Annotated in this window: 21 protein-coding genes and 4 tRNA genes; 12 read left to right on the top strand and 13 right to left on the bottom strand. The window is 41.0% G+C overall.

Annotated features, from left to right (window positions below; genetic code table 11):
• Window position 1: 1 nt before the first annotated feature.
• The 4 genes from ACZ5WS_RS09580 to ACZ5WS_RS09595 all read left to right on the top strand — a co-directional run bounded on the left by ACZ5WS_RS09580 (window position 2) and on the right by ACZ5WS_RS09595 (window position 4,632).
• Window positions 2-3,202 (top strand): efflux RND transporter permease subunit, encoded by a 3,201-nt coding sequence (locus tag ACZ5WS_RS09580; protein ID WP_464708048.1) that lies wholly within the window; start codon window positions 2-4, stop codon window positions 3,200-3,202.
• A 394-nt stretch (window positions 3,203-3,596) separates the two neighbouring features.
• Entirely contained in the window at window positions 3,597-3,974 is a 378-nt protein-coding gene (locus tag ACZ5WS_RS09585; RefSeq protein WP_010557530.1) for a MerR family transcriptional regulator, read from the top strand.
• Between the two features lie 65 nt (window positions 3,975-4,039).
• Window positions 4,040-4,429 carry an organomercurial transporter MerC gene (gene merC / locus ACZ5WS_RS09590; protein WP_024601094.1) on the top strand — a complete coding sequence of 130 codons (390 nt, stop codon included), beginning with the start codon at window positions 4,040-4,042 and terminating at the stop codon, window positions 4,427-4,429.
• Between the two features lie 53 nt (window positions 4,430-4,482).
• Window positions 4,483-4,632, top strand: coding sequence for a GDCCVxC domain-containing (seleno)protein (locus ACZ5WS_RS09595; RefSeq protein WP_464711497.1), 150 nt, complete (start codon window positions 4,483-4,485; stop codon window positions 4,630-4,632).
• Window positions 4,633-4,995: 363 nt separating this feature from the next.
• On the opposite strand, the gene nth is transcribed toward ACZ5WS_RS09595, so the two are convergent.
• The 13 genes from nth to ACZ5WS_RS09660 form a co-directional block, all read right to left on the bottom strand.
• Window positions 4,996-5,658, bottom strand: coding sequence for an endonuclease III (nth, locus tag ACZ5WS_RS09600; RefSeq protein ID WP_076923040.1), 663 nt, complete (start codon window positions 5,656-5,658; stop codon window positions 4,996-4,998).
• A gap of 45 nt (window positions 5,659-5,703) precedes the next feature.
• Complete coding sequence (locus tag ACZ5WS_RS09605; protein WP_010388435.1) at window positions 5,704-6,402, bottom strand: electron transport complex subunit E; 699 nt, start codon at window positions 6,400-6,402, stop codon at window positions 5,704-5,706.
• Window positions 6,399-7,037, bottom strand: a complete 639-nt coding sequence (gene rsxG / locus ACZ5WS_RS09610) for an electron transport complex subunit RsxG (RefSeq protein WP_464708062.1) — start codon at window positions 7,035-7,037, stop codon at window positions 6,399-6,401. Before rsxG ends, ACZ5WS_RS09605 begins: the two co-directional genes overlap by 4 nt.
• Window positions 7,034-8,092, bottom strand: coding sequence for an electron transport complex subunit RsxD (rsxD, locus tag ACZ5WS_RS09615; RefSeq protein WP_008115238.1), 1,059 nt, complete (start codon window positions 8,090-8,092; stop codon window positions 7,034-7,036). The genes rsxG and rsxD overlap by 4 nt, the downstream gene beginning before the upstream one ends.
• Window positions 8,089-10,362, bottom strand: a complete 2,274-nt coding sequence (rsxC, locus tag ACZ5WS_RS09620) for an electron transport complex subunit RsxC (RefSeq protein WP_464708067.1) — start codon at window positions 10,360-10,362, stop codon at window positions 8,089-8,091. Before rsxC ends, rsxD begins: the two co-directional genes overlap by 4 nt.
• Before the next feature lie 8 nt (window positions 10,363-10,370).
• On the bottom strand, window positions 10,371-10,925 hold the full coding sequence (gene rsxB / locus ACZ5WS_RS09625; RefSeq protein WP_008115242.1) for an electron transport complex subunit RsxB: 555 nt from the start codon (window positions 10,923-10,925) through the stop codon (window positions 10,371-10,373).
• A gap of 1 nt (window position 10,926) precedes the next feature.
• A complete protein-coding gene (rsxA, locus tag ACZ5WS_RS09630) occupies window positions 10,927-11,508 on the bottom strand; it encodes an electron transport complex subunit RsxA (RefSeq protein ID WP_008115244.1) in 582 nt (193 codons plus the stop codon).
• A 240-nt stretch (window positions 11,509-11,748) separates the two neighbouring features.
• Window positions 11,749-13,692, bottom strand: coding sequence for a bifunctional diguanylate cyclase/phosphodiesterase (locus tag ACZ5WS_RS09635; RefSeq protein WP_464708076.1), 1,944 nt, complete (start codon window positions 13,690-13,692; stop codon window positions 11,749-11,751).
• A 171-nt stretch (window positions 13,693-13,863) separates the two neighbouring features.
• Window positions 13,864-13,940 (bottom strand) — tRNA-Asn (locus tag ACZ5WS_RS09640).
• Window positions 13,941-13,963: 23 nt separating this feature from the next.
• Window positions 13,964-14,040 (bottom strand) — tRNA-Asn (locus ACZ5WS_RS09645).
• Between the two features lie 21 nt (window positions 14,041-14,061).
• Window positions 14,062-14,138, bottom strand: a tRNA-Asn gene (locus tag ACZ5WS_RS09650).
• Window positions 14,139-14,159: 21 nt separating this feature from the next.
• Window positions 14,160-14,236 (bottom strand) — tRNA-Asn (locus tag ACZ5WS_RS09655).
• A 673-nt stretch (window positions 14,237-14,909) separates the two neighbouring features.
• A complete protein-coding gene (locus ACZ5WS_RS09660) occupies window positions 14,910-15,518 on the bottom strand; it encodes a helix-turn-helix domain-containing protein (protein WP_197238706.1) in 609 nt (202 codons plus the stop codon).
• 282 nt (window positions 15,519-15,800) lie between these two features.
• Here ACZ5WS_RS09660 and ACZ5WS_RS09665 point away from each other — a divergent pair, with 282 nt between their 5' ends.
• The 8 genes from ACZ5WS_RS09665 to ACZ5WS_RS09700 are packed head-to-tail and all read left to right on the top strand — an operon-like array spanning window position 15,801 to window position 20,943.
• On the top strand, window positions 15,801-16,067 hold the full coding sequence (locus tag ACZ5WS_RS09665; protein WP_182693691.1) for a helix-turn-helix domain-containing protein: 267 nt from the start codon (window positions 15,801-15,803) through the stop codon (window positions 16,065-16,067).
• Window positions 16,068-16,070: 3 nt separating this feature from the next.
• The gene (locus ACZ5WS_RS09670) at window positions 16,071-18,278 is read left to right on the top strand and encodes a transposase (protein WP_464708085.1); all 2,208 of its coding nucleotides are present in this window, start codon (window positions 16,071-16,073) and stop codon (window positions 18,276-18,278) included.
• 14 nt (window positions 18,279-18,292) lie between these two features.
• Window positions 18,293-19,000 (top strand): AAA family ATPase, encoded by a 708-nt coding sequence (locus ACZ5WS_RS09675; protein WP_197208695.1) that lies wholly within the window; start codon window positions 18,293-18,295, stop codon window positions 18,998-19,000.
• A gap of 10 nt (window positions 19,001-19,010) precedes the next feature.
• The gene (locus ACZ5WS_RS09680) at window positions 19,011-19,613 is read left to right on the top strand and encodes a hypothetical protein (protein ID WP_464708090.1); all 603 of its coding nucleotides are present in this window, start codon (window positions 19,011-19,013) and stop codon (window positions 19,611-19,613) included.
• Entirely contained in the window at window positions 19,600-19,929 is a 330-nt protein-coding gene (locus ACZ5WS_RS09685; protein WP_182693910.1) for a LacI family DNA-binding transcriptional regulator, read from the top strand. The genes ACZ5WS_RS09680 and ACZ5WS_RS09685 overlap by 14 nt, the downstream gene beginning before the upstream one ends.
• Window positions 19,930-19,931: 2 nt before the next feature.
• Entirely contained in the window at window positions 19,932-20,138 is a 207-nt protein-coding gene (locus tag ACZ5WS_RS09690) for a hypothetical protein (RefSeq protein ID WP_182693909.1), read from the top strand.
• A 6-nt stretch (window positions 20,139-20,144) separates the two neighbouring features.
• Entirely contained in the window at window positions 20,145-20,747 is a 603-nt protein-coding gene (locus ACZ5WS_RS09695) for a DUF3164 family protein (RefSeq protein WP_464708093.1), read from the top strand.
• A 10-nt stretch (window positions 20,748-20,757) separates the two neighbouring features.
• Complete coding sequence (locus tag ACZ5WS_RS09700) at window positions 20,758-20,943, top strand: hypothetical protein (protein ID WP_197208702.1); 186 nt, start codon at window positions 20,758-20,760, stop codon at window positions 20,941-20,943.
• Window positions 20,944-21,022: the final 79 nt, after the last annotated feature.

Raw genomic sequence — 21,022 nt, forward strand, 5'->3', positions numbered from 1 at the left:
TATGTTTAATAAAATAATAGATTGGTCTGTTAATAATAGACTCCTGATTTTGATTGCGCTGTTTGCCACCATGGTTGGCGCAATTATGGTTATTCCAAAACTAAATTTAGATGCCTTTCCTGATGTTACTAATGTTCAAGTTGCTGTGAATACTGAAGCGCCAGGACTGGCTGCTGAAGAAGTTGAACAACTCATTACGTACCCCATTGAAGCGGTAATGTATGCTTTACCTGATGTAGAACAAGTGCGCTCAATTTCTAAAACAGGTTTGTCTGGCGTAACGGTTGTTTTCAAAGAAGGCACCGACATTTACTTTGCAAGACAACTCGTATTTGAGCGTCTTCAAGCCGCAAAAGAACTCATACCTGAAGGTGTTGGGACACCCGAAATGGGGCCAAACACCTCAGGGCTGGGCCAAGTTTTTCAGTACCTTCTTATTTCTGATAAAGATGCAGGCTATGATGCTATGGCGCTTCGAAGTCTTAACGATTGGATTGTGAAGTTACTCGTTATGCCTGTCGATGGTGTTACTGATGTACTCTCCTTTGGAGGTATTGTTAGGCAGTACCAAGTAAATGTAGATCCATCTAAGCTTCTTTCTTATAACCTAACGCAAGAAGACGTTGTTGGTGCCCTAGATAACAACAATGCGAATGTTGGCGGCTGGTATATGAACCGTGGGCAAGAGCAGCTTGTTATTAGAGGTACAGGTTGGTTTGAAAGTGGTGACGCTGGTATTAGTAATATCAAACAAGTTCCCGTCAAAACAGTTGATGGGACGGTTGTGACGGTTTCGGATATTGCTAAAGTTGAAATGGGCAGTGAAATTCGCCAAGGTGCTGTCACTATGACGCGAAAATCACCCAATGGTAAAGTAGAGAACTTAGGTGAAGTTGTCTCTGGTATTGTATTAAAACGCATGGGGTCAAATACTAAAGCTACCATTGATGGTATCAATGCAAGAATCCCATTGATTAATCAAGCATTACCTAAAGGTGTTCGCTTTGAGCCATTTTATGATCAGGCTGATTTGATTGAAAAAGCCGTTGATACGGTAGTTGATGCACTTTCACTAGCATTTATTTTCATCTGTATTGTATTGGCTCTATTCTTAATGAATTTACGTGCAACCTTCTTGGTATTAATTTCAATTCCAATTTCTATTGGTATTGCGTTAATGATCATGGCTTGGTGGGGGATATCTGCTAATTTAATGTCGCTAGGCGGAATAGCTGTCGCTATTGGTATGCTAGTTGATGGCTCAGTCGTGATGGTTGAGAACATGTTTAAGCATTTAAATAGACCAGACTCTACCCATTCAAACAGTGTAAAAGAAAGAGTGCCTAGTGCTGATACTGATCCACATGATGTAGAACAAGATGAGCATGGTATTAAATTACGTCTTCAAAATGCTGGTAAAGAAGTGGCTCGTCCCGTCTTTTTTGCAGCCTCTATTATTTTAGTCGTATTTACGCCTTTATTTAGCTTTGAAGGTGTTGAGGCAAAGTTATTCCAACCTATGGCAATAAGTATCATTTTAGCTGTTATATCCGCTATTGTGGTTGCGTTGTTTATCGTGCCAGCACTGGCAACTTATCTATTTAAATCTGGTGTGAAAGAGAGGGAAAGCTTTGTTCTTAAACCATTAGATAAACTCTATAGAAAAGGTCTAACATTCGCATTAAAACACACTAAGTTAGTCATTTCAGCTTCACTTATTTTAGTTGCATCTGCATTTGCATTAGTTCCATTTATTGGCACTGAATTTGTTCCTGAGTTAGAGGAAGGGACTATTAATTTAAGAGCAACCCTTGCGCCATCTTCAAGTTTGGATACGGCGTTAACCGTAGCTCCGATTTTAGAAGAAAAGTTAATGGCGTTTCCTGAAGTAACTTATGCATTAAGCCGAATTGGACGAGCAGAAATAGGTGGAGATCCAGAGCCAGTTAATAACATAGAAATTTACATAGGATTGAAGCCTGTTTCTGAGTGGTCAAGTGCATCTAATCGATATGAACTTCAAGGTAAGATGGAGAGATCTTTGGAAGAATTCCCTGGGTTGTTACTCAACTTTTCTCAACCTATTGCGACTCGTGTTGATGAGCTACTATCTGGCGTTAAAGCTCAGTTAGCGATAAAGTTATTTGGTCCTGAGTTAGACGTTTTAGCAGCTAAGGGTCAAGAGATTGAAGCAGTTATTAAGAGTGTTGACGGTGCAAGAGATGTTGCGCTTGAGCAAATTGCAGGTGAAGCCCAACTTGTCGTAAAACCTAATAGGCAAGAGCTATCGCGCTTTGGACTTTCAGTTGTTGATATAATGGAAGTTGTACGAGATGGTATTGGTGGGGTCGAAGCTGGACAAATCATCAATGGTAACGAGCGATATGATATTTATGTGCGTATTGAAGAAGAATATCGACGAAATAAGGAAGCTATTTCAGATATTCGAATTCAGTCACCAACAGGTGCCTGGGTACGCTTAGGTGATGTTGCAACTGTTTCATTTGAATCAGGTCCTCCTCAAGTAAGGCGTGATGATGTTCAAAGGCGTGTCGTTATTCAAGCAAACGTTCAGAATAGAGATATGGGCAGTGTAGTAGCCGACATCAGAAAAGTTATTGCTGAGAAAGTTGACCTACCTTCAGGCTACTCGGTAGCAATAGGTGGCCAATTCGAAAGCCAGCAGCGTGCTCAAAACAGACTAGCTATCGTTGTACCTCTGTCTTTAGCGCTAATTGCATTGTTACTTTACTTTGCTTTTGGCTCTGTTGGTCAAGCTATGCTGATTTTAGTGAATGTGCCACTAGCCGTAATTGGCGGTGTTTTTTCCCTGTACATATCTGGCCAATATTTATCTGTACCAAGCTCAGTAGGCTTTATTACCTTATTCGGTGTAGCGGTATTGAATGGGGTCGTTATGGTAGAAAGTATCAACCAACGTATTAAAGACGGTCTAGAAGCATCTAAAGCCGTTTTTGAAGGCGCTACTTCAAGATTAAGACCTGTACTTATGACTGCTATAACATCAGCTTTAGGTTTGATACCGATGTTAATGTCTAATGGTGTTGGTGCAGAAATACAGCGCCCCTTAGCGAGTGTTATTGTTGGCGGCTTGGTAACTGCAACACTGTTAACATTATTTGTTTTACCTGTTTTATATCGCTGGTTTTCAGAGAAAAAAATAAAAGAGCTATCCAGATAAAATGACTGTGAACTCTAACCCCACGCTAAAGTCACGTTTAGCGTGGGGTTATTGAGTAGATGAACGAAAAGAAAGATTAGATTTAACAATAAACTAATAGTCATGACTGCTTTGTCGGAATATTTGTCGTTAAACAGGCCAAAGCTAACTTCCGCTTTCGTATCTTTGCAGTCTTAATCTTTATGTGTCTCAAGGTCGGCTTATGGCACAGAGCCGTCCTTCGGCTCTAACTCATTTATGTCCATCGACGATTTATCAATATAACTCACCTTTGCCCCAAAACGTGTTGAGGCGAATGCCTCAAAAGAGCGAAAACCAGTCATTGTAGTTCGAGCAATTTTACTTCGTATTGATATACTAATGTCATGATTAAAGTTGATTTTATGGTTGGACGATGAAAACAATAGGCAAGTTGGCTAAAGAACTTGATATAGGCGTAGAAACTATACGGTTTTATGAGCGGGAAGGCTTGATAAAACAGCCTCAAAAACCTCAAAATGGTTATCGTGTCTATGACGACTCAATCACCAAACAATTACAATTCATCTGTAAGGCCAAAGCACTTGGCTTTACTCTAAAAGAAGTGGCTTCATTGATGTCAATGGATGGCGATTGTGCCAAAGTAGAATCCCTAGGCTTGCTGAAATTGAACGTAATTCAAAATAAGATAGCTGACCTTCAACGCTTAGAAGTCGTCATAAAAGAAATGACTAATTCATGCCGCAACAATAACGATCAATCCCACTGCCCAATAATCGATTCGCTAAAATAGTATTGACTCCGTACCTACCTACGGAGTTCATACTCAAATCATTCAAATAATGTTAGACGTTAAAAATGATTAATAAGATTTTAGATAAAGTTAGCTCAGGTGGTGTTTGGCTTGCGGCTCTTAGTTGTACGGGGTGCTTCCCCGCACTCGGCTCGTTAGCATCAGCATTAGGATTAGGCTTTCTCTCTCACTTTGAGGGAATTGCTGTAAATACCTTGTTACCTATATTTGCAACTCTGGCATTGTTGGTAAATTTGTATAACTGGTATAAAAACCAAAATCATGCGAGAGGTATTCTTGGGGTTATTGGCCCTATAGCGGTTTTGTTAACCCTCTATCCACTATGGCAATACGAATGGAGCACTTATTTGTTTTATGTAGGTATTTGTTTGATGATTGTAATGTCCGTATTAGACATTGTTAAACCTTTGAAGGAGCAAACATGCAAAGTATAGAGTTAAATTCTACCATTACTTGCCCTGAGTGTGGCTTCAGTAAAACTGAAGAAATGCCAACCAACGCTTGCCAGTGGTATTATGAATGTGAATCTTGCAAAGTTCTCCTAAAGCCTTTGAAAGGCGATTGTTGCGTATATTGCTCTTATGGAACAGTGAAATGCCCGCCAATTCAAGAAGGTCAAAGTTGTTGCGATAGCTAAATGACAGTCTATTAATGGCAATGAGAAGGCATAAAAAGAAATAGTGAAATGTCAGCAATCGTATCATTGCAGCCTTTATCACTAAGTCACTCAAGGGCTGCTTTTGGCACAAACCAGAAATAGCTTCCAATGAATTCTGTATTTAAATTTTAGTTTTAAGCTGGGCTCTAATTAATAAATCATAATCTAATTGCAACACCTTGCTTAAATTCAAATTATTCTTAAGTTAACGCAAATTTTCAATTTAACTGGTGCTGGCCTAATAAAGGCTCATATGAGAACCAAATAGCCAACTTATTAAATGGAAACTAAAAAATGTGGCTGTTAAAAGGTTTATACTAACTAAAAAGTAACTACTCTTAGCTATGACTCAGTTTTCTCTTTATAGTCACACAAATCCTCGATTATACAGCTTCCACATTTTGGTTTTCTCGCTGTACACGTATAGCGCCCATGTAAAATAAACCAATGATGGAGGTTAAACATAAACTCTTTTTTATTTGGCGTATTTTTAATTATGGCCTGTTCTGTCTGCTCAACAGTTTTACCTTTAGCGTAACCCGAACGGTTTGCAAGACGTTGGATGTGAGTATCTACTGCTAAAAAGTATCTACCTTCATTATCCTTTAGCCAGCCAAAAGCGGTGTTCAGTACAACATTGGCTGTTTTACGGCCCACGCCAGGGAGGGCTTCGAGCGCTTCACGATTTTCAGGCACTTCACCGTTATGCTGATCTACCAATATTTGGCACATTTTATATACATTAGCTGCTTTTGAATTAAATAAGCCGATGGTTTTTATGTAATCACGTAGTGTGTCGTGGCCAATATCTAAAATGGCTTGTGGCGTATTAGCAACCGGAAATAATTTACGAGTGGCTTTATTTACCCCAACATCGGTGGCTTGTGCTGAGAGCGTAACGGCAACTAATAACTCAAACGGGCTTGAATATTCAAGCTCCGTTTCAGGATGTGGATTGTCGTCGCGTAAGCGAGTAAGTATTTGGTGACGTTTTTCTTTATTCATGTAACTTAAAACGCATTAGCTTTATTAAGTTAATGCGTTTTCCCCTTAAGTTAAGCTAGTAACACGCGCTCGAGGGCCTTTTTCAGCTTCTGGCGGTGCGACTTGTTTTGATTTTATTTGTGCATCAATTACATTTTTAGCGGCAATCAGCAGGCCAAGCCCTAAGAATGCGCCCGGTGGTAAAATGGCCAGTAAAAACTGGCTATCAAAGCTAAACACCTCAATGCGCAATATAGCAGCCCAAGGCCCGAGTAATAAATCGGCACCATCAAATAATGTGCCTTGTCCAACCAGCTCTCGCATAGCGCCAAGTACAACCAGAACCAACATAAAGCCTAAGCCCATCATTAAGCCATCAAAGGCGGATAAGTGCACGGGATTTTTTGAGGCAAACGCTTCTGCACGGCCAATAATGGCGCAGTTGGTTACAATTAACGGAATGAAAATCCCTAAAGATTGGTAAAGGCCAAAAGTGTAAGCGTTCATTAACAGCTGCACAATTGTTACAAAACCGGCAATAATCATCACAAACACAGGTATTCTTATATCTTTAGGTACCCAGTTACGCACTATTGATACGGTAATATTAGAGCCCACTAATACCAATAAGGTTGCTAAGCCTAAACCTAGCGCATTAGTAATTGTAGAGGTAACAGCCAGTAAAGGGCATAAACCTAATAACTGTACCAAGGCGGGGTTATTTCCCCATAAGCCTTCTTTGTAAAGGGTTTTTAATTCGCTCATGGCGTTACCTCAGGGCATGCGTTTGCTGCTGTGAACAGAGCATCAAAGTTATCTTGTGCATAAAGTACCGCGTTTTTGACTGAGCCTACGACGGCACGAGGTGTAATTGTAGCGCCAGTAAACTGATCAAACTGGCCGCCGTCTTTTTTAACGGCCCAACGATCGTCGCTTTCGCTTTGTACTGTTTTTGTATTAAATGTGGTGATCCAGTCTGATTTTTTTACTTCAACTTTATCACCTAAACCTGGCGTTTCTTCATGTTTGGTTACCCTTACACCCGCAACGGTACCATCGCGATATACTGCACTGAGTAAGTTTATATCACCACTGTAGCCGCTAGGGGTGACATGACGAATGACTAATGCCACAGGTTCGTTATCTTTTCGGGCACGATAAATAACTTGGTTGTCGTATGGCCCTAGTAATGGATCAGATATAATTACACAATCTTGCGATAGCTCATTGCTGTATTTGGAATGTGGCAATACTTCTTGAAGCTGATTAGTTAATTGCAACTGCTCTTGCTCTGCAATTTTATCAGCGGTAAGTGTATTAATTGTGGCAACGAGTCCCGTTGTTAGTAACGCAAACCCACACAATATTGCGCCATTTTTTACCATTGAAGAAATAATCATTTTACTGCTCCATGGCCATAGGTTCTTGGTTGTGTATAGTAATCGATAAGCGGTACCGCTATGTTTATTAGCAACACCCCAAATGCAACTGCATCAGGAAAACCACCAAAGGTGCGAATTAAATACACGATTAAACCAATTGCTGCACCATAAATAAGGCGACCTCGATTGGTGGTTGCAGCTGATACAGGATCGGTGGCGATAAAAAAGGCCCCCAGCATAGTCGCACCACTAAACAAGTGAAACACTACACCCGGCTCAGTGCCTGGCGAGGCAATATAACCAATTGCTGCGCATAAGCTTAAGCTTGCAATAAAACTCACTGGTATATGCCAGTTAATTACTTTTGTTTTTAACAGGTAAAGGCCGCCGAGTAAGAAGGCTAAGTTAACCCATCCCCAACCTAGGCCAGTCCACTCATTAAATACGCTCTTTTGCATGCTCTCTGTCACCGTTAGTCCGTGAGCAATATCTGTTTTTAAGGTATCAAGTGGGGTAGCCATTGTGCTGCCGTCTATTCCTACTCGGAGCTGATCTAAGCTGTATCCTAACGTGGTAAAGTCGCTAAAGATTAAGCTTAACTGCTGGCTAAAAGTAATACCCGTATTAAGTAATTCTGTAACGGGTAACCAAGCAGTCATTTGCACAGGGAACGACACTAATAAAAGCACATAGGCTGCCATTGCAGGGTTAAATAAATTAAACCCTAAACCACCATATAGCTGTTTAACAATAACTATGGCAAACAAACACCCTATAACAATAATCCACCAAGGCGCTAAAGGCGGAATACTTATTGCCAATAACACACCGGTAAGCCATGCACTGCCATCGCTTAATGCAGGCCAAATAGGGCGCTTACGCATTAACATTACGGCTGCTTCAAACGCGCTTACACACACTAACGCTAATAATAATTGGATAAGGACACCGGTGCCAAAAAATACAACTTGCGCAATAACACCAGGAATACAAGCCGCAATCACAGTTAACATTAAACGTGTCACAGATTTGTGACTATGATTGTGGGGTGAACTGGCCATGGTTAGTTTCATGACTGATCATTTCCTTCTTTTTGTTGCTTTTTAGCTTTAGCGCGAGCAATAGCGGCGGCTACGGCGGCTTTCTTTTTTTCTTGAGCTGTTTGCTGTGAACCTTCTGAAGATTCATCGTTGCTTTGTGGCTCAGCGTTTTCATTCTGTTTTGCTAATTCATCAGCCTGCGCTGCTTTTTTGGCTTTAGCGCGGGCAATGGCTGCAGCAACGGCGGCTTTTTTATCATCGGCGGCGACAGGTGATTCACTTGCTATGTCATCGTTTGCTGTTTGCTCAGCAGCTTGTGCTGCCTTTTTGGCTTTAGCGCGGGCAATAGCGGCAGCGACGGCAGCTTTTTTATCATCGGCAGCAACTGGAGATTCACTTGCAGTGTCATCGCTTGCTGTTTCCTCATTAGCTTGTGCTGCTTTTTTGGCTTTAGCACGGGCAATAGCTGCAGCGACGGCAGCTTTTTTATCATCGGCAGCAGCTGGAGATTCACTTGTTGTGTCATCAGTTGCTGTTTGCTCATTAGCTTGCGCTGCCTTTTTAGCTTTAGCGCGGGCAATAGCGGCTGCAACTGCTGACTTTTTGTCATCTACAGCTTCGTCATCACCATTATTTTGTGCTTTTTGCTCTTTATAAAGGCGAGCTTGCTCTTTACGTGCTGCGCGCTCTTTTGCAACTTCACTGTTATCTGGCTCAAGTTCGCCACCTTGCTTTTTAGCTTTAGCACGCGCAATTGCCGCTGCTACAGCTGATTTATTGTCACCATCGCTGGTTTTATCTTTAACGCGGGCAAGGGCATCGGCTACTTTTTGCTGTTCTTCGGTTGATTTAGCTGCTGGCTTACGTTTGTGGCGATTTTTTCGCTCAGCTTGCTCTTGCTCTAAACGCGCTTTACGTGCATCAAAGCGTTCTTTAGCGCGATCAGATTTTATCTTCTCGGCAATTTGCTCTTTAATCTCAACTTTTGCAACGCGGTAGTACTGAACGAGTGGTATTTCACTTGGGCAAACATAGGCACACGCGCCACATTCAATACAATCAAATAAGTTATGTTCTTGGAGTTTGTCGTATTCTTTTGATTTAGCAAACCACTGTAACTGCTGTGGTAACAATGAAGCAGGGCAGGCATCGGCACAGGCACTGCAGCGAATACAGGCTTTTTCTGGGCCAGGCTCTGCTAATTCTTTGTGATCTGGGGCAAGTATGCAGTTTGTTGTTTTAACAACGCCAATACGAACCGTTGGTAAGGTAAAGCCCATCATAGGGCCGCCCATAACCACACGTTGTTGTGGCACAGGTGAAAAACCTTGGCAATCAAGTAAGTGCTTAATTTCAGTACCTAGTAAAGCCCATACGTTGCCTGGATTATGTATAGTATTACCCGTTACTGTTACTACGCGCTCTATTAACGGTTTGCCTTCGTATACAGCTTGCTGTATCGCAAATAAAGTGCCGGTGTTATGTACTAAAATGCCGATATCAGCAGGAATGCCACCATTAGGAACTTCACGGTTAGTGAGTAGCTTTATCAGCTGTTTTTCACCGCCAGAAGGGTAAACCGTGGGCACGGTTTGTATTAAAATATGCTCGTTATGCTTCGCCGCTTCAGTCATGGCTGTGATAGCCTCGGGCTTATTGTCTTCAATACCAATAATACACAGGGTAGGGTTGAGCAGCTGTTGCATGAGCTCAATACCTTTGACTATTTCAGCGGCATGTTCACGCATTAAGGTATCGTCAGCCGTAATATAAGGTTCACACTCAACCGCGTTCACGATTAAAAATTCAATCGGCTGCTTAATATCTGCTTTAACGTAAGTTGGGAAGCCTGCGCCTCCCATGCCAGAGATCCCCGCGTTATGAATAACATCAACTAGTTCATCGTGTGATGCAGTGGCTGGGTTTGCTAAAGGCGATAATTCACACCAGGTATCTTTGCCATCGGGTTCAATAATAATGCTTAATTCAGGCAAAGCAGAAGGGTGTGCTGATGGCATAGGCGTTATATCAATAATAGTGCCTGAAGTCGGTGCATGCACAGGTACCGACCAGTTAGCAGAAGGCTTAGTTAATGGTTGACCTTTTAATACGTGCTGGCTTTTTTCTACAATTAATTTACCGCTAGCGCCAATATGCTGCTTTAAAGGCAAAACGAGTTTTTCAGGCAAAGGAAGGCGCGCAATAGGCGCATTATTAGATAATGACTTTTGCTGAGGAGGGTGTACGCCGCCAGGAAATGCCCAAACGGTGCCTTTTTTTATTTGTTCAAGTAACTTTTCCACTCAAACCTCTAATCTATTTGGGTAACAGGAATAGCGTCTAGTTGCCATTTCCAAGTTTGTTTTGTTGGTGCAACAGGTAGCATGTCAATACAATCGACCGGACAAGGTTCAACGCATAAGTCGCAGCCTGTGCATTCGTCAATTAGAACAGTGTGCATTTGACGGGTTGCACCAACAATGGCATCAACAGGGCAGGCTTGAATACATTTGGTACAGCCAATACATTCGTCTTCGCGAATGTAAGCCACCGTTTTAACTGGCTCGGCTTGTTCGCCGCCGGCTAAGGGTTTAGCCTCAACACCCATCAAATCGGCCAATTTCTTAACTGTGGCATCACCACCGGGTGGGCACTTGTTAATTTCATCGCCATTGGCAATGGCTTCTGCATAAGGGCGACAACCAGGGTAACCGCATTGACCACATTGTGTTTGTGGCAAAATGGTATCGATTTGCTCCACTACAGGGTTACCTTCAACGCGAAAGCGAACAGCTGCAAATCCTAAAATTAATCCGAAAATTAACGCCAGCAAACCCAGCGCTATTAAAGCGTACAACAAGGTCATATTAAAACTTCACTAATCCAGTAAAACCCATAAAGGCCATTGACATTAAACCTGCCGTTATCATTGCGATTGAGGCACCTTTAAATGGAGTGGGCACATCTGCTGCGGCCAAACGTTCGCGCAATGCCGCAAATAAAACCAATACTAATGAAAAACCTACAGCGGCACCAAAGCCATAAACGGCAGATTGTAAAAAGGTGTGATCTTCTTTGATATTTAATAAAGCAACACCGAGTACTGCACAGTTAGTCGTTATTAAAGGTAAAAATATTCCCAGTAGACGGTATAACGTTGGACTGGTTTTTCTAACAACCATTTCAGTAAATTGAACAACCACTGCAATAACTAAAATAAAGCTCATTGTTTTCAGGTAGGTGATATCTAGTGGTAATAAAATATACTCGTTTACTAAATAACTGGTCACAGAGGCAAGCGTTAGCACAAAGGTGGTTGCTAAAGACATACCTATGGCGGTATCAAGTTTTCCTGATACACCCATAAACGGGCAAAGGCCTAAAAATTGTACTAATACAAAGTTGTTAACTAACACTGTTCCAATTAATAACAAGACGTATTCTGTCATGTGTGCCTCACGCTAATAAAATCCCGTGTATTATCCTTTTTTCTACTGCGATTAACAACACGTTGAGTGATTATCAGTTAAATAAACAACGTAAAATAACGGGCTAATTCTAAAGGGCCAAAATCTAAGAGCTTTGCAATTAAAAAGCTGTCTGCATTTTAACGGCTGAACAATAGCAAAAGCACACTTTAAAACGTAAAAAAGAGCATAAATGCTCTTTTTTATTTGAGTTAGGATGGGTTAGATGTCTTTAGGCTTTTCAATGTAATAACCCTGAACGCCATCAAGGCATAATGTTTCTACAATATGTTTTTCTTCTTGGCTTTCAACGCCCTCTGCAAAAACACTGACGCCAATTCGATGGGCAAGGTCGACCATTAAACGCATAAAGTACTGATTGTTTTTATCGTCTTCCAAACCACGTGTATAGCTTGCATCCATTTTAATAAAATCTGGTTTTAAATCTCTGAAAAATTTAAATGAGGTGAGTCCCACACCAAAGCGCTCTACCGTTATTCTGGCACCTACTCGATGCACCATGTCAATGAAGCGTTTGCTTGCTTTAATATTTTGTTGAAGACCAAATTCACTCACTTCAAAAATTAATTTAGAAGCAATATGGGTATCTTTGAGTAAGCGCCGCTCTAACCAAATCATGAATTGGTCGCTGTGCGCGCTTGAAGGGGTAATATTTAAGCCAAAATACTTTTCAGATAAATTACTCGATTTTATTCTTTCCAAAGACGACTCTATAATTAACTTGTCAATTTCGATGGCCATATCGAGCTTTTCAGCCATTGCTAAAAATGAAGCGGTAGGCAAAGCTTGGTTTTCTTCTGATTTGAAGCGGGCTTGAATTTCAGCATAGGCTTTAATGCTTTTGCCTAAAGGCATAATATTTTGGATCACTAAATGGACGCTTTTAGACTCAATTACTTCGTTAATTACCTTGCGCCAGTTTTGGTTACCAAACCCAGCACTGACGTTATTTGCAAGATCAGTATCGCGCTGTACATGCCACGCATTAGCTTGTTTAGACTGCGCCATGCTCATTGCGTTATCAACGATAGAAAGTAACTCACCTAAAGGTTTTGATTTTTCATACCCTACAATACCTGTGTTTGCAACCGAGCTAAGCTCTTGGTTTTGCATATATTGAGTAAAGCGAGATTGTAAGTTTTCACCAAATTTTTCAGCTTCTTTTAACGGGGTATTTGGTAAAATGGTTATAAAGTCAGAGCTGTTTACTCTAAACACTTGGCTGCCGGAATAGGTGCCACTAATACTTACGATAATATCTGCCACCGATTTAATGTACTCATCGCCTTTTTGATAGCCGCGGCTTTGATTGATTGACTGCAACTCACTACAGCGAACGAGTGCTAAAGAGCCAAAGGTACTTACTTCGGTGTTTTCAATATTCTTTTCGTAGTAATCAACAAACATATTGCGATTACCTAACTCAGTAACACCATCTTTGTAGGCTTCACGTTTTATTGTATGTGCAGCATTTTTTATATTGTCATTTTTACTTTTTAAAAAGTGCGATAAACGATTAAAGCTAGGAATTAAACTTTTTCCTAACTTAGCTAACTCTGGCGAATCAATTTTAGTCGCAAAATCATCGCCTAGTTGATTTTGGTTTATATAAATATCAATGACATCAGCAACGTCCGTACATATATTGTCATTAATGTGCTTAACAATGGTTTTCATTAATGCAATAGGTATTAGAGCGAGTAGGGTGCTAATAATTAAAATTATAAAAAAAGCAGTTTGAAACTGCTCACTCAAATGAGTGATGTTGATTTTAAACTCAACTTTTATATCGGCGTTATCATTAGTGGCATACTGAGGGCGTACTGAGTTATTGTTTGACTGAATAAGTTCTGCAATAACAGGTAATTGCGCTGAATTGTTAACTGAAAATACTTCCGCACCTTGATAATCACGTAAAGTAAAATGTGAAAAGATTTCACTGCTTGCAAGTGTATTTTTTAAGTTATCAGCAGAGAGGTCAGTTGCAGATAGGTTTTTAATATATTGCTCGACGGTCGCCTGCGCATTTTTTTGAGCTTTACCGATGGCACTATCAAAGTTTTGGCTAATAAAATAACAGCCAGCAGTCACAAGAATCAACCAAGCCATCAGTTGTATAAAAATAAGTTTTTTAAATGCTGCCATTGTTTAATCTTTATATGTCAAAGGGGAGGACACAACCTCATGATTATTAAAATAATTATAGCTTGATAGAGAAAGTTATCAAATAGTTAGTTTTTGTAATCAAAAAGTTTTTTATTTTAATAGGAAATGGTAGAGCAAATTTAAGGAGATGTCTATGGAAGTGTAGTAAATTGGCTCCCCCTCCCCGACTCGAACGGGGGACCTGCGGATTAACAGTCCGTCGCTCTAACCAACTGAGCTAAGGGGGAACTAAAATATACTTTTTATGACTTGGCTCCCCCTCCCCGACTCGAACGGGGGACCTGCGGATTAACAGTCCGTCGCTCTAACCAACTGAGCTAAGGGGGAACTACATCATAAACATAAACTTGGCTCCCCCTCCCCGACTCGAACGGGGGACCTGCGGATTAACAGTCCGTCGCTCTAACCAACTGAGCTAAGGGGGAATCGTTTATGGCTGAAAAACTTGGCTCCCCCTCCCCGACTCGAACGGGGGACCTGCGGATTAACAGTCCGTCGCTCTAACCAACTGAGCTAAGGGGGAAGCGTCTTGCCTTTCAACGGGGCGAAATATTAATGACCGCATAGCAAAGTGTCAACATATAAAAGATCATAAATTCAAAAAAGAGGTCTATTCGTTGTTTTTATGTGCAATCTGCGCGTTTTATAACACTATTTAAGTAAAGCGCAGTGATATTGTTTTACAAAAACAGCGTAATATTTGAATCAAGAGAGTAATTTTAGCTAATAAAACTTGCCGTAAAATTAAATAAAGTAGCTTTTAGTGATAAAAAACTGTTCTATTTCCTATATTTTTACAAAGTCTAAATAAACGTATTTAAAATAAATACCTCACTTTTATTTTTCTAACGTTAAAGTTTGTTGAACTGAATCTTAATCAAAGACGTATATCTATTTTAAATATTGATAAGAACCTAATAATTTTAGAACTGCTATGGAGTTGTATAAAAACAAAGCAATCAAAGGCTTGGCTATTTATTCAGCACGAGTGTGGATTTGCATTAAATAAACAAATAATCCCATATTGTAACTGACAGATCTAACTGGGTAATAGGGAATAGATAAGAATACATGGGAATAGGTGGGAGAAATAAGGGTTTAAGAGGAGTTTAATAAAAATTAAGTGCGAAAAAGAAAGAGCGAATAAAATGGGTAAAATTAAAACCCTGTTTTGTTACACGGGAACAGGTGGGTAACTAAAAAACAATCTCTGCTTTTACAACTTTACCCAATAATCCAAGAGTCTTCAAAATATAGTGCGATTCAGTACTTCCATCTTCAATATAAAACTCAGTGTCTTTACGTTCGATGCTATCAAATACTAGCTTGAGCTTAGTATCGGTTATAGCCAATTTAGCAGCAAAGTAGCAACCATTCATTGGACTGAGGAAACCGTACATACTACCTGGCGCTATGGATTTATCCTTGGTGTCTATGTATACAGTTGCATCCACAGGGATAGAGGTATGGGATACTTCACTCAGCTTAACTTGCAAAAGATCGTTATCCCTTGCGTAAATATCATCAAGCGTGTTGTCATTTGATTTCACAGAGTTTAGTGAATCGAGGGCATTATTCTTTGCCTGTTCTGTAGCCTTTGAATCATCCAGGCGCTTCTTAAGAATGTCGGTAAATGGCACATCAACCACCTCAGCAAACTCAATCAAATAATCAATAGGAGGATCTCTATGGCCTTCATAATTTGATTGGGTATGCCTATGCACACCAATACGCTTAGCCACAGTGCCTATATCTAGGGACTTTTGCTCTCTTAGCGCTTTTAAATAGTCATTGAATGCAGTCATGTTTCTTTAGGTCTGTGTTCGGATGATGGACTTATCATGTATTTAATCACACAAGCGCGTGCATACAAAATAAAAAATTAACACGAACCATGTTATCAAGTGCGATCTTTCGCGCTTTAAAAGTGCGAACTGCGAACCCCTTCAGTTAAAAATAAATACTACTAAATATCAATGCCTTATCAATTTATGTATGCGTTCGTGTGAATTATAGTTTGAATGTATACGATTGTATGTATATGCTTGTGTTCATGGATACAAGCATATACATAAAAGGTAACTCAAATGGATAGCATAGAATGCCTCGGTTGGACCAAAGCAGACATAAAAGCTGCGTTAGAAGATGAGGGTTGGTCATGTCGCCAATTATCTTTTAGTCGTGGTTACACCTCAAATGCAGTGCAAACCGCACTGCATAGACCATACCCAGCTATTGAAAGAATCATTGCAGATGTAATCGGTGTAAGTGCCTGTGAAATATGGCCAGAGCGTTACGGTAAAGACGGCAAGCCAAACCGTAAGATCGGACGTCGTAAGATGAACGGGGCATAAGTCATGGAACTTTACACAGCTAAGCAAATTGCTGATTACTTACTTTTTAGTAAACGCAGCATTCAAATTAAAGCAAAAAATGAAAACTGGCCTTTTACCGAAGTTAAAAGCCGTGGTGGAAAAGTGCGTAAATACGCGCTTAGCGACTTGCCTGTATATGTACGTATACAAGTTGAAGAGGCTATCATTAAATCATTGGATACGTCTGCATCTAAAAGTGGCGAATCATATTTAGCTCTTAATGAAAAAGTGAGCAGCTTAAATAAAGATTTAATCAATCAACAGCGCCAGTTAAATCTTAAAAGCTTGGCCGGATTGCAAAGCATAGATCCTAAAGTAAATGCGAAAGTGCGCATATTAGAGGCAGCCGATTCATTTATAGCTTTAAACAAACTAGGTAAGATTGCAGGCTTAAAGCTTTTTAGTGAGCACTACAACCAGTGCATGTTAGATATTCCGGTAGAGTACAAAGCACTTATACCATCAGTGTCGCGTAACTCACTCATACGCTGGCAAAAAACCATTACTGAAAAAGGTGTCGCTGGGCTTGCTTTAAAGCCAAAGCGTACAGGCAAATCAATCATCGATTCAGACAAAGAGCTAGCCGATTTTTGCATAGCCATGATCTACCAATACCCACACGTAAAAGCCACACAAATAAAAGAGGGTTTAATCGCTCGCTTTTACCAAGTAGGTAAAGCACTACCAGCTGAAACCACAATTCGCGATTGGCTAACACGTTGGAAGCGCGAAAACAGCGCACTTTATACCAAAATGGCAAACCCAGATGCTTGGAAAAACAAGTATATGAGCGCCATGGGTAAAATGGACGAAAACGTAAAACGTCTAAACCAATTATGGGAGTTCGATTCAACCCCATCAGACGTAATGCTAACCGATGGCCGTCACTCATTAATCGGAATTATTGACGTATTTAGTCGCCGTGCAAAAGTCGTTATTCACCCAACAAGTGACAGCACCGGTATTTGTTTAGTTATCCGTAAAGCAATACTTGATTGGGGTATCCCTGAAATAGCACGTACAGATAACGGTAAAGACTACACCTCAATACAAATCAAAAGTGTGTTTGACGCGCTCGACATAAAGCACGAAACAACACGCCCGTTTTCAGGTGAAGAAAAGCCATACATAGAGCGCTTTTTCAAAACTTTCTCGCACGACATAGCCGAGCTATTAACGGGTTATATCGGTCACAACGTATCAGATCGCCAAGCAATCGAAGCGCGCAAAACCTTTGCACAGCGCCTATTAGCAAAGCAGGGCGGTGATAAATCAGCAATCGAAATCAACATGACAGCCCAGCAACTGCAAGAGTTTGTAGATAACTGGATCGATAACCGTTATCACCACAAGCCACACAGCAACATAGGTAATAAAACACCATTCGATTTATTCGCAGCAAGCCGCGACCAAATCAAAGTGATCAAAGACGAGCGTTTGCTTGATGTAATGCTACAGCCAATACCTACAAATCGCGGTTTACGCATGGTAGGTAAGGAGGGCATAAAATTAAGTGGCGGTTTCTATATAGCACCAGAGCTAGGCGCAATCGTAGGCGATGAAGTGCTATGTAAATGGGACCCTAAAAACGTAGGCCGTATTTACGTATTTAATCGCATGAATAACGAGTTTATTTGTATCGCAGTAGACCACGAAATAGAGTCAGCAGGCATGACACGCCAAGACGTTGCGCACCATGCAAAACGCAGCCAATCAGCCGAAACATCACGCAAGCTAAAAGAGCTTAAAAAGACCGCTAAAAGCGTCAACGTATCAAACATAGCAAACGAAGTGTTAGGGCATTACACAACCCAAAATAAAGCGCTTTCAACACTGCCTAAGCAGTCAGTTGAACACACCAACGTTATAACGCAATCAGCAATTAAAGCGCTCGACAGTAAGCCAGCTGTTGGCTTTAGCGACGAGCAATTAAGTGAATTTGAAAAGCGCCGAAAGCAGTTAGATGAAGAAACCGCAATAGCAAACGTAAACCCAACGCCGCTATTCGACAATCCACAAAGTAAAGCCATGTTCCATAAAAAACAGCGCCTAGCAAAACAGTTAATTGATGCAGATGCGCAGTGGCTAAATATATGGGAACAACAAAATCGCGCCTCGTCAAAGCGGCTAGATGACCTACTAAACGACATGAACGCAGCCCCAGCTGCACCAACTCAATTACATAAATAGTAAAAGGAAAACCCATGAAAACTAAAATAGCAATCGTAAGCAATGTAGTAGCAACGCAAATGATGGTCGAGGCGCTAAACCAGCGTGCACATGGTGTACCAGGGATAGGTTTAATTTATGGCGATCCAGGTCTAGGTAAAACCACCGCAACCGCATGGTTGGTAAACCGCTGCGACGGTATTTATATACGCGCCACATCAGGCATGACATTAGCCCAACTATTACGCCAAATAGTTAAAGAGCTAAGCGGTCCTGATATATATACGCGCGAAGCCATGCTTAATTACATCATAGAGCACATGGCTATCTCTAATCGTCCGCTATTCATAGACGAAGCCGACTACCTGCTGAACGACAAAAATACACTCGAAATTGTGCGCGACATACACGATTTAACAAACTGCCCAGTAGTACTTATTGGCATGGAATCAGTACGCCGTAAATTACAGCGCCATCGCCAGTTTTTTAACCGCATATCAGAATGGCTAGAGTTCAAGCCACTGCAATTTAATGACCTACAAATAATAGTAAGTGCAGTAATAGAACCAAGCTTAACGATTCAAGATGACTTATTAAAACAGCTCTTAAGCGATACCGACGGAGAAGTGCGCCGCATCATTACAGGGCTTTCAAAAGTTGAAGCATTCGCGTTGGCAAACGGGCTAACAAGCATCGACCTACAGCAGTGGGGCAGCAAAGAATTTTTCCTTAAAAAAGCGTAGGAGAAACTTAGTGAGCCGCCCACAACTAAAAGATGCATGGGATGCAATGAGAATCTTAAAAAAATTCTCATTGCAGCAAGTGCGCGATGCAATAGAGCACACCACATTAGCTCAGTTAAAAACCTTTGCTAAACGCTTAGTCATAGCAAAAGCACTTGCTGAGCATGTAGACCATGAAGAGGTCACATACTCGCTTTTAAACGACCAATATAACCCGTTTGAACAGCCTATAAATGATGGTGCCACTAAACAAAACTCAGGGAGACAGCGCATGTGGCAATCAATGCGAATCCTCAACGAATTTGACGCGGGCCAAGTAGCCAGTACATCCGATGTGTCGTTAGCCTCGGCCCGATCATATATCTCAATTTTAAAAAAAGCAGGATATGTATTTATTGCTAAATCAGCTCCGCGTACAGGCTCAATAATAGAGCGTGCGGGTGAAGCAACAATTTATCGACTGCTTAAAAATACCGGCCCAATGCGCCCAATACCAAAGGCCTCAGGCATATACGACACCAACCTAAACAAGCTCGTAAAGTTCAAAGAAGTAAAGCGCAAAGCCAATGTAATAGCACCCGTAACATTAGGAGAGGCGCATGATTACCAATAACTGGTTACACGTCTTAAAAGACGAAGTTGAAAGGCAAGGAATGCGCCTAGTAGCAGAAAAACTTGGCGTGAGCAAAGCAACTGTAAGCCAGGTACTAAACAATAAATACAAAGCCTCTACACACGTAATACAGCAGCGTGTAGAGGGTGTTTATATGGCATTTACAGTTGATTGCCCAATCCTTGGCGATATAGCAGTAAATCAGTGTCTTGAGCACCAAAACAGAAAGTTCGCAGCAACCAATCATATACGCGTCGCTCTTTATAAAGCATGCCGCAATGGTTGCTCCAACTCAAAACTATGCGGGAGTAAATAACCATGCAACTACGTAACACACTAATCGAACTACAAAAAAGAGGGCTGCAAGTAATCAGCTCGCACAAAGGCTTTAGCTGTCATGTAATCGAGGTAGCAGGCCAAGCCCCAGCACATTTACCAGTAATAACGGAAACTAAAAACGGGCAAACCCGCCAAGTTCGCCCAGCCAAGTTACACGGTCAAATCATCATGTTTATAGAAGGATAAACCCCCATGCCACAAGAGTTTTTAACAAACCACAAAGGCCATCAAGTACCGGTTAAGGCTATTCGCCCAGCCGACATAATTCGCCATGAGTTTGTACAAACAGCAATAGCTAAAGCCAAACAACAAAGCAAAGCCCTGGCTGAATTTAAAGCGCAGCAATTTAGCGAGTTCGACGCGTTCCTTGGCTTACTAGCTCAAGAGTACGCAGTAGAAATGGGCGGTAAAAAAGGAAACGTCACACTACGCAGTTTTGATCACCAACAAAAAGTAACGCTACAAGTGCAAGAAAGCATAGAGCTTGGCCCCGAGCTACTAGTAGCCAAAGAACTAATAGACGAATGCTTAAACGAATGGAGCGAAGGCGCAAACGAAAACCTTAAACTTATTATTGAGCAAACCTTTGCCACCGATAAAAAAGGCAAAGTAAGCGTGCAAAAAGTGCTTGGTTTACGTCGCCTTAAAATTACTGACGATACCGGTAAATGGCAGCGTGCAATGGACATTATCGCCGATGCAATTCAAGTCATTGACTCAATCCGCTTTATTCGCTTTTACGAAACCATAGGTGAACAAGAACACGCAATTTCACTTGATATAGCCAAGCTGTAAGGAGCAATTCATGGAAGGCATAACAATTCAAGTAAGCGAACACAGCGAGCTACAAAACATAGTTAACCAGGTAGCCCAAAGTAAAGAGCCAGTAAATCTTAACTTTGTATTTCAAAACATCACCTTTGTAGTGCAAAGCCAACTGGTAAGCGTAAACCCAGTAATACCAATAGGCACAACCATAAAGGCTAATTAAGTAACCAAAAAGCGCGCACGGATGCGGCTTTTTATCAAAGTGCTTTATCTAAAACTAAAAGCACTTTGATAAAAACAAA

The organism is Pseudoalteromonas sp. 11L1, from assembly GCF_055397545.1.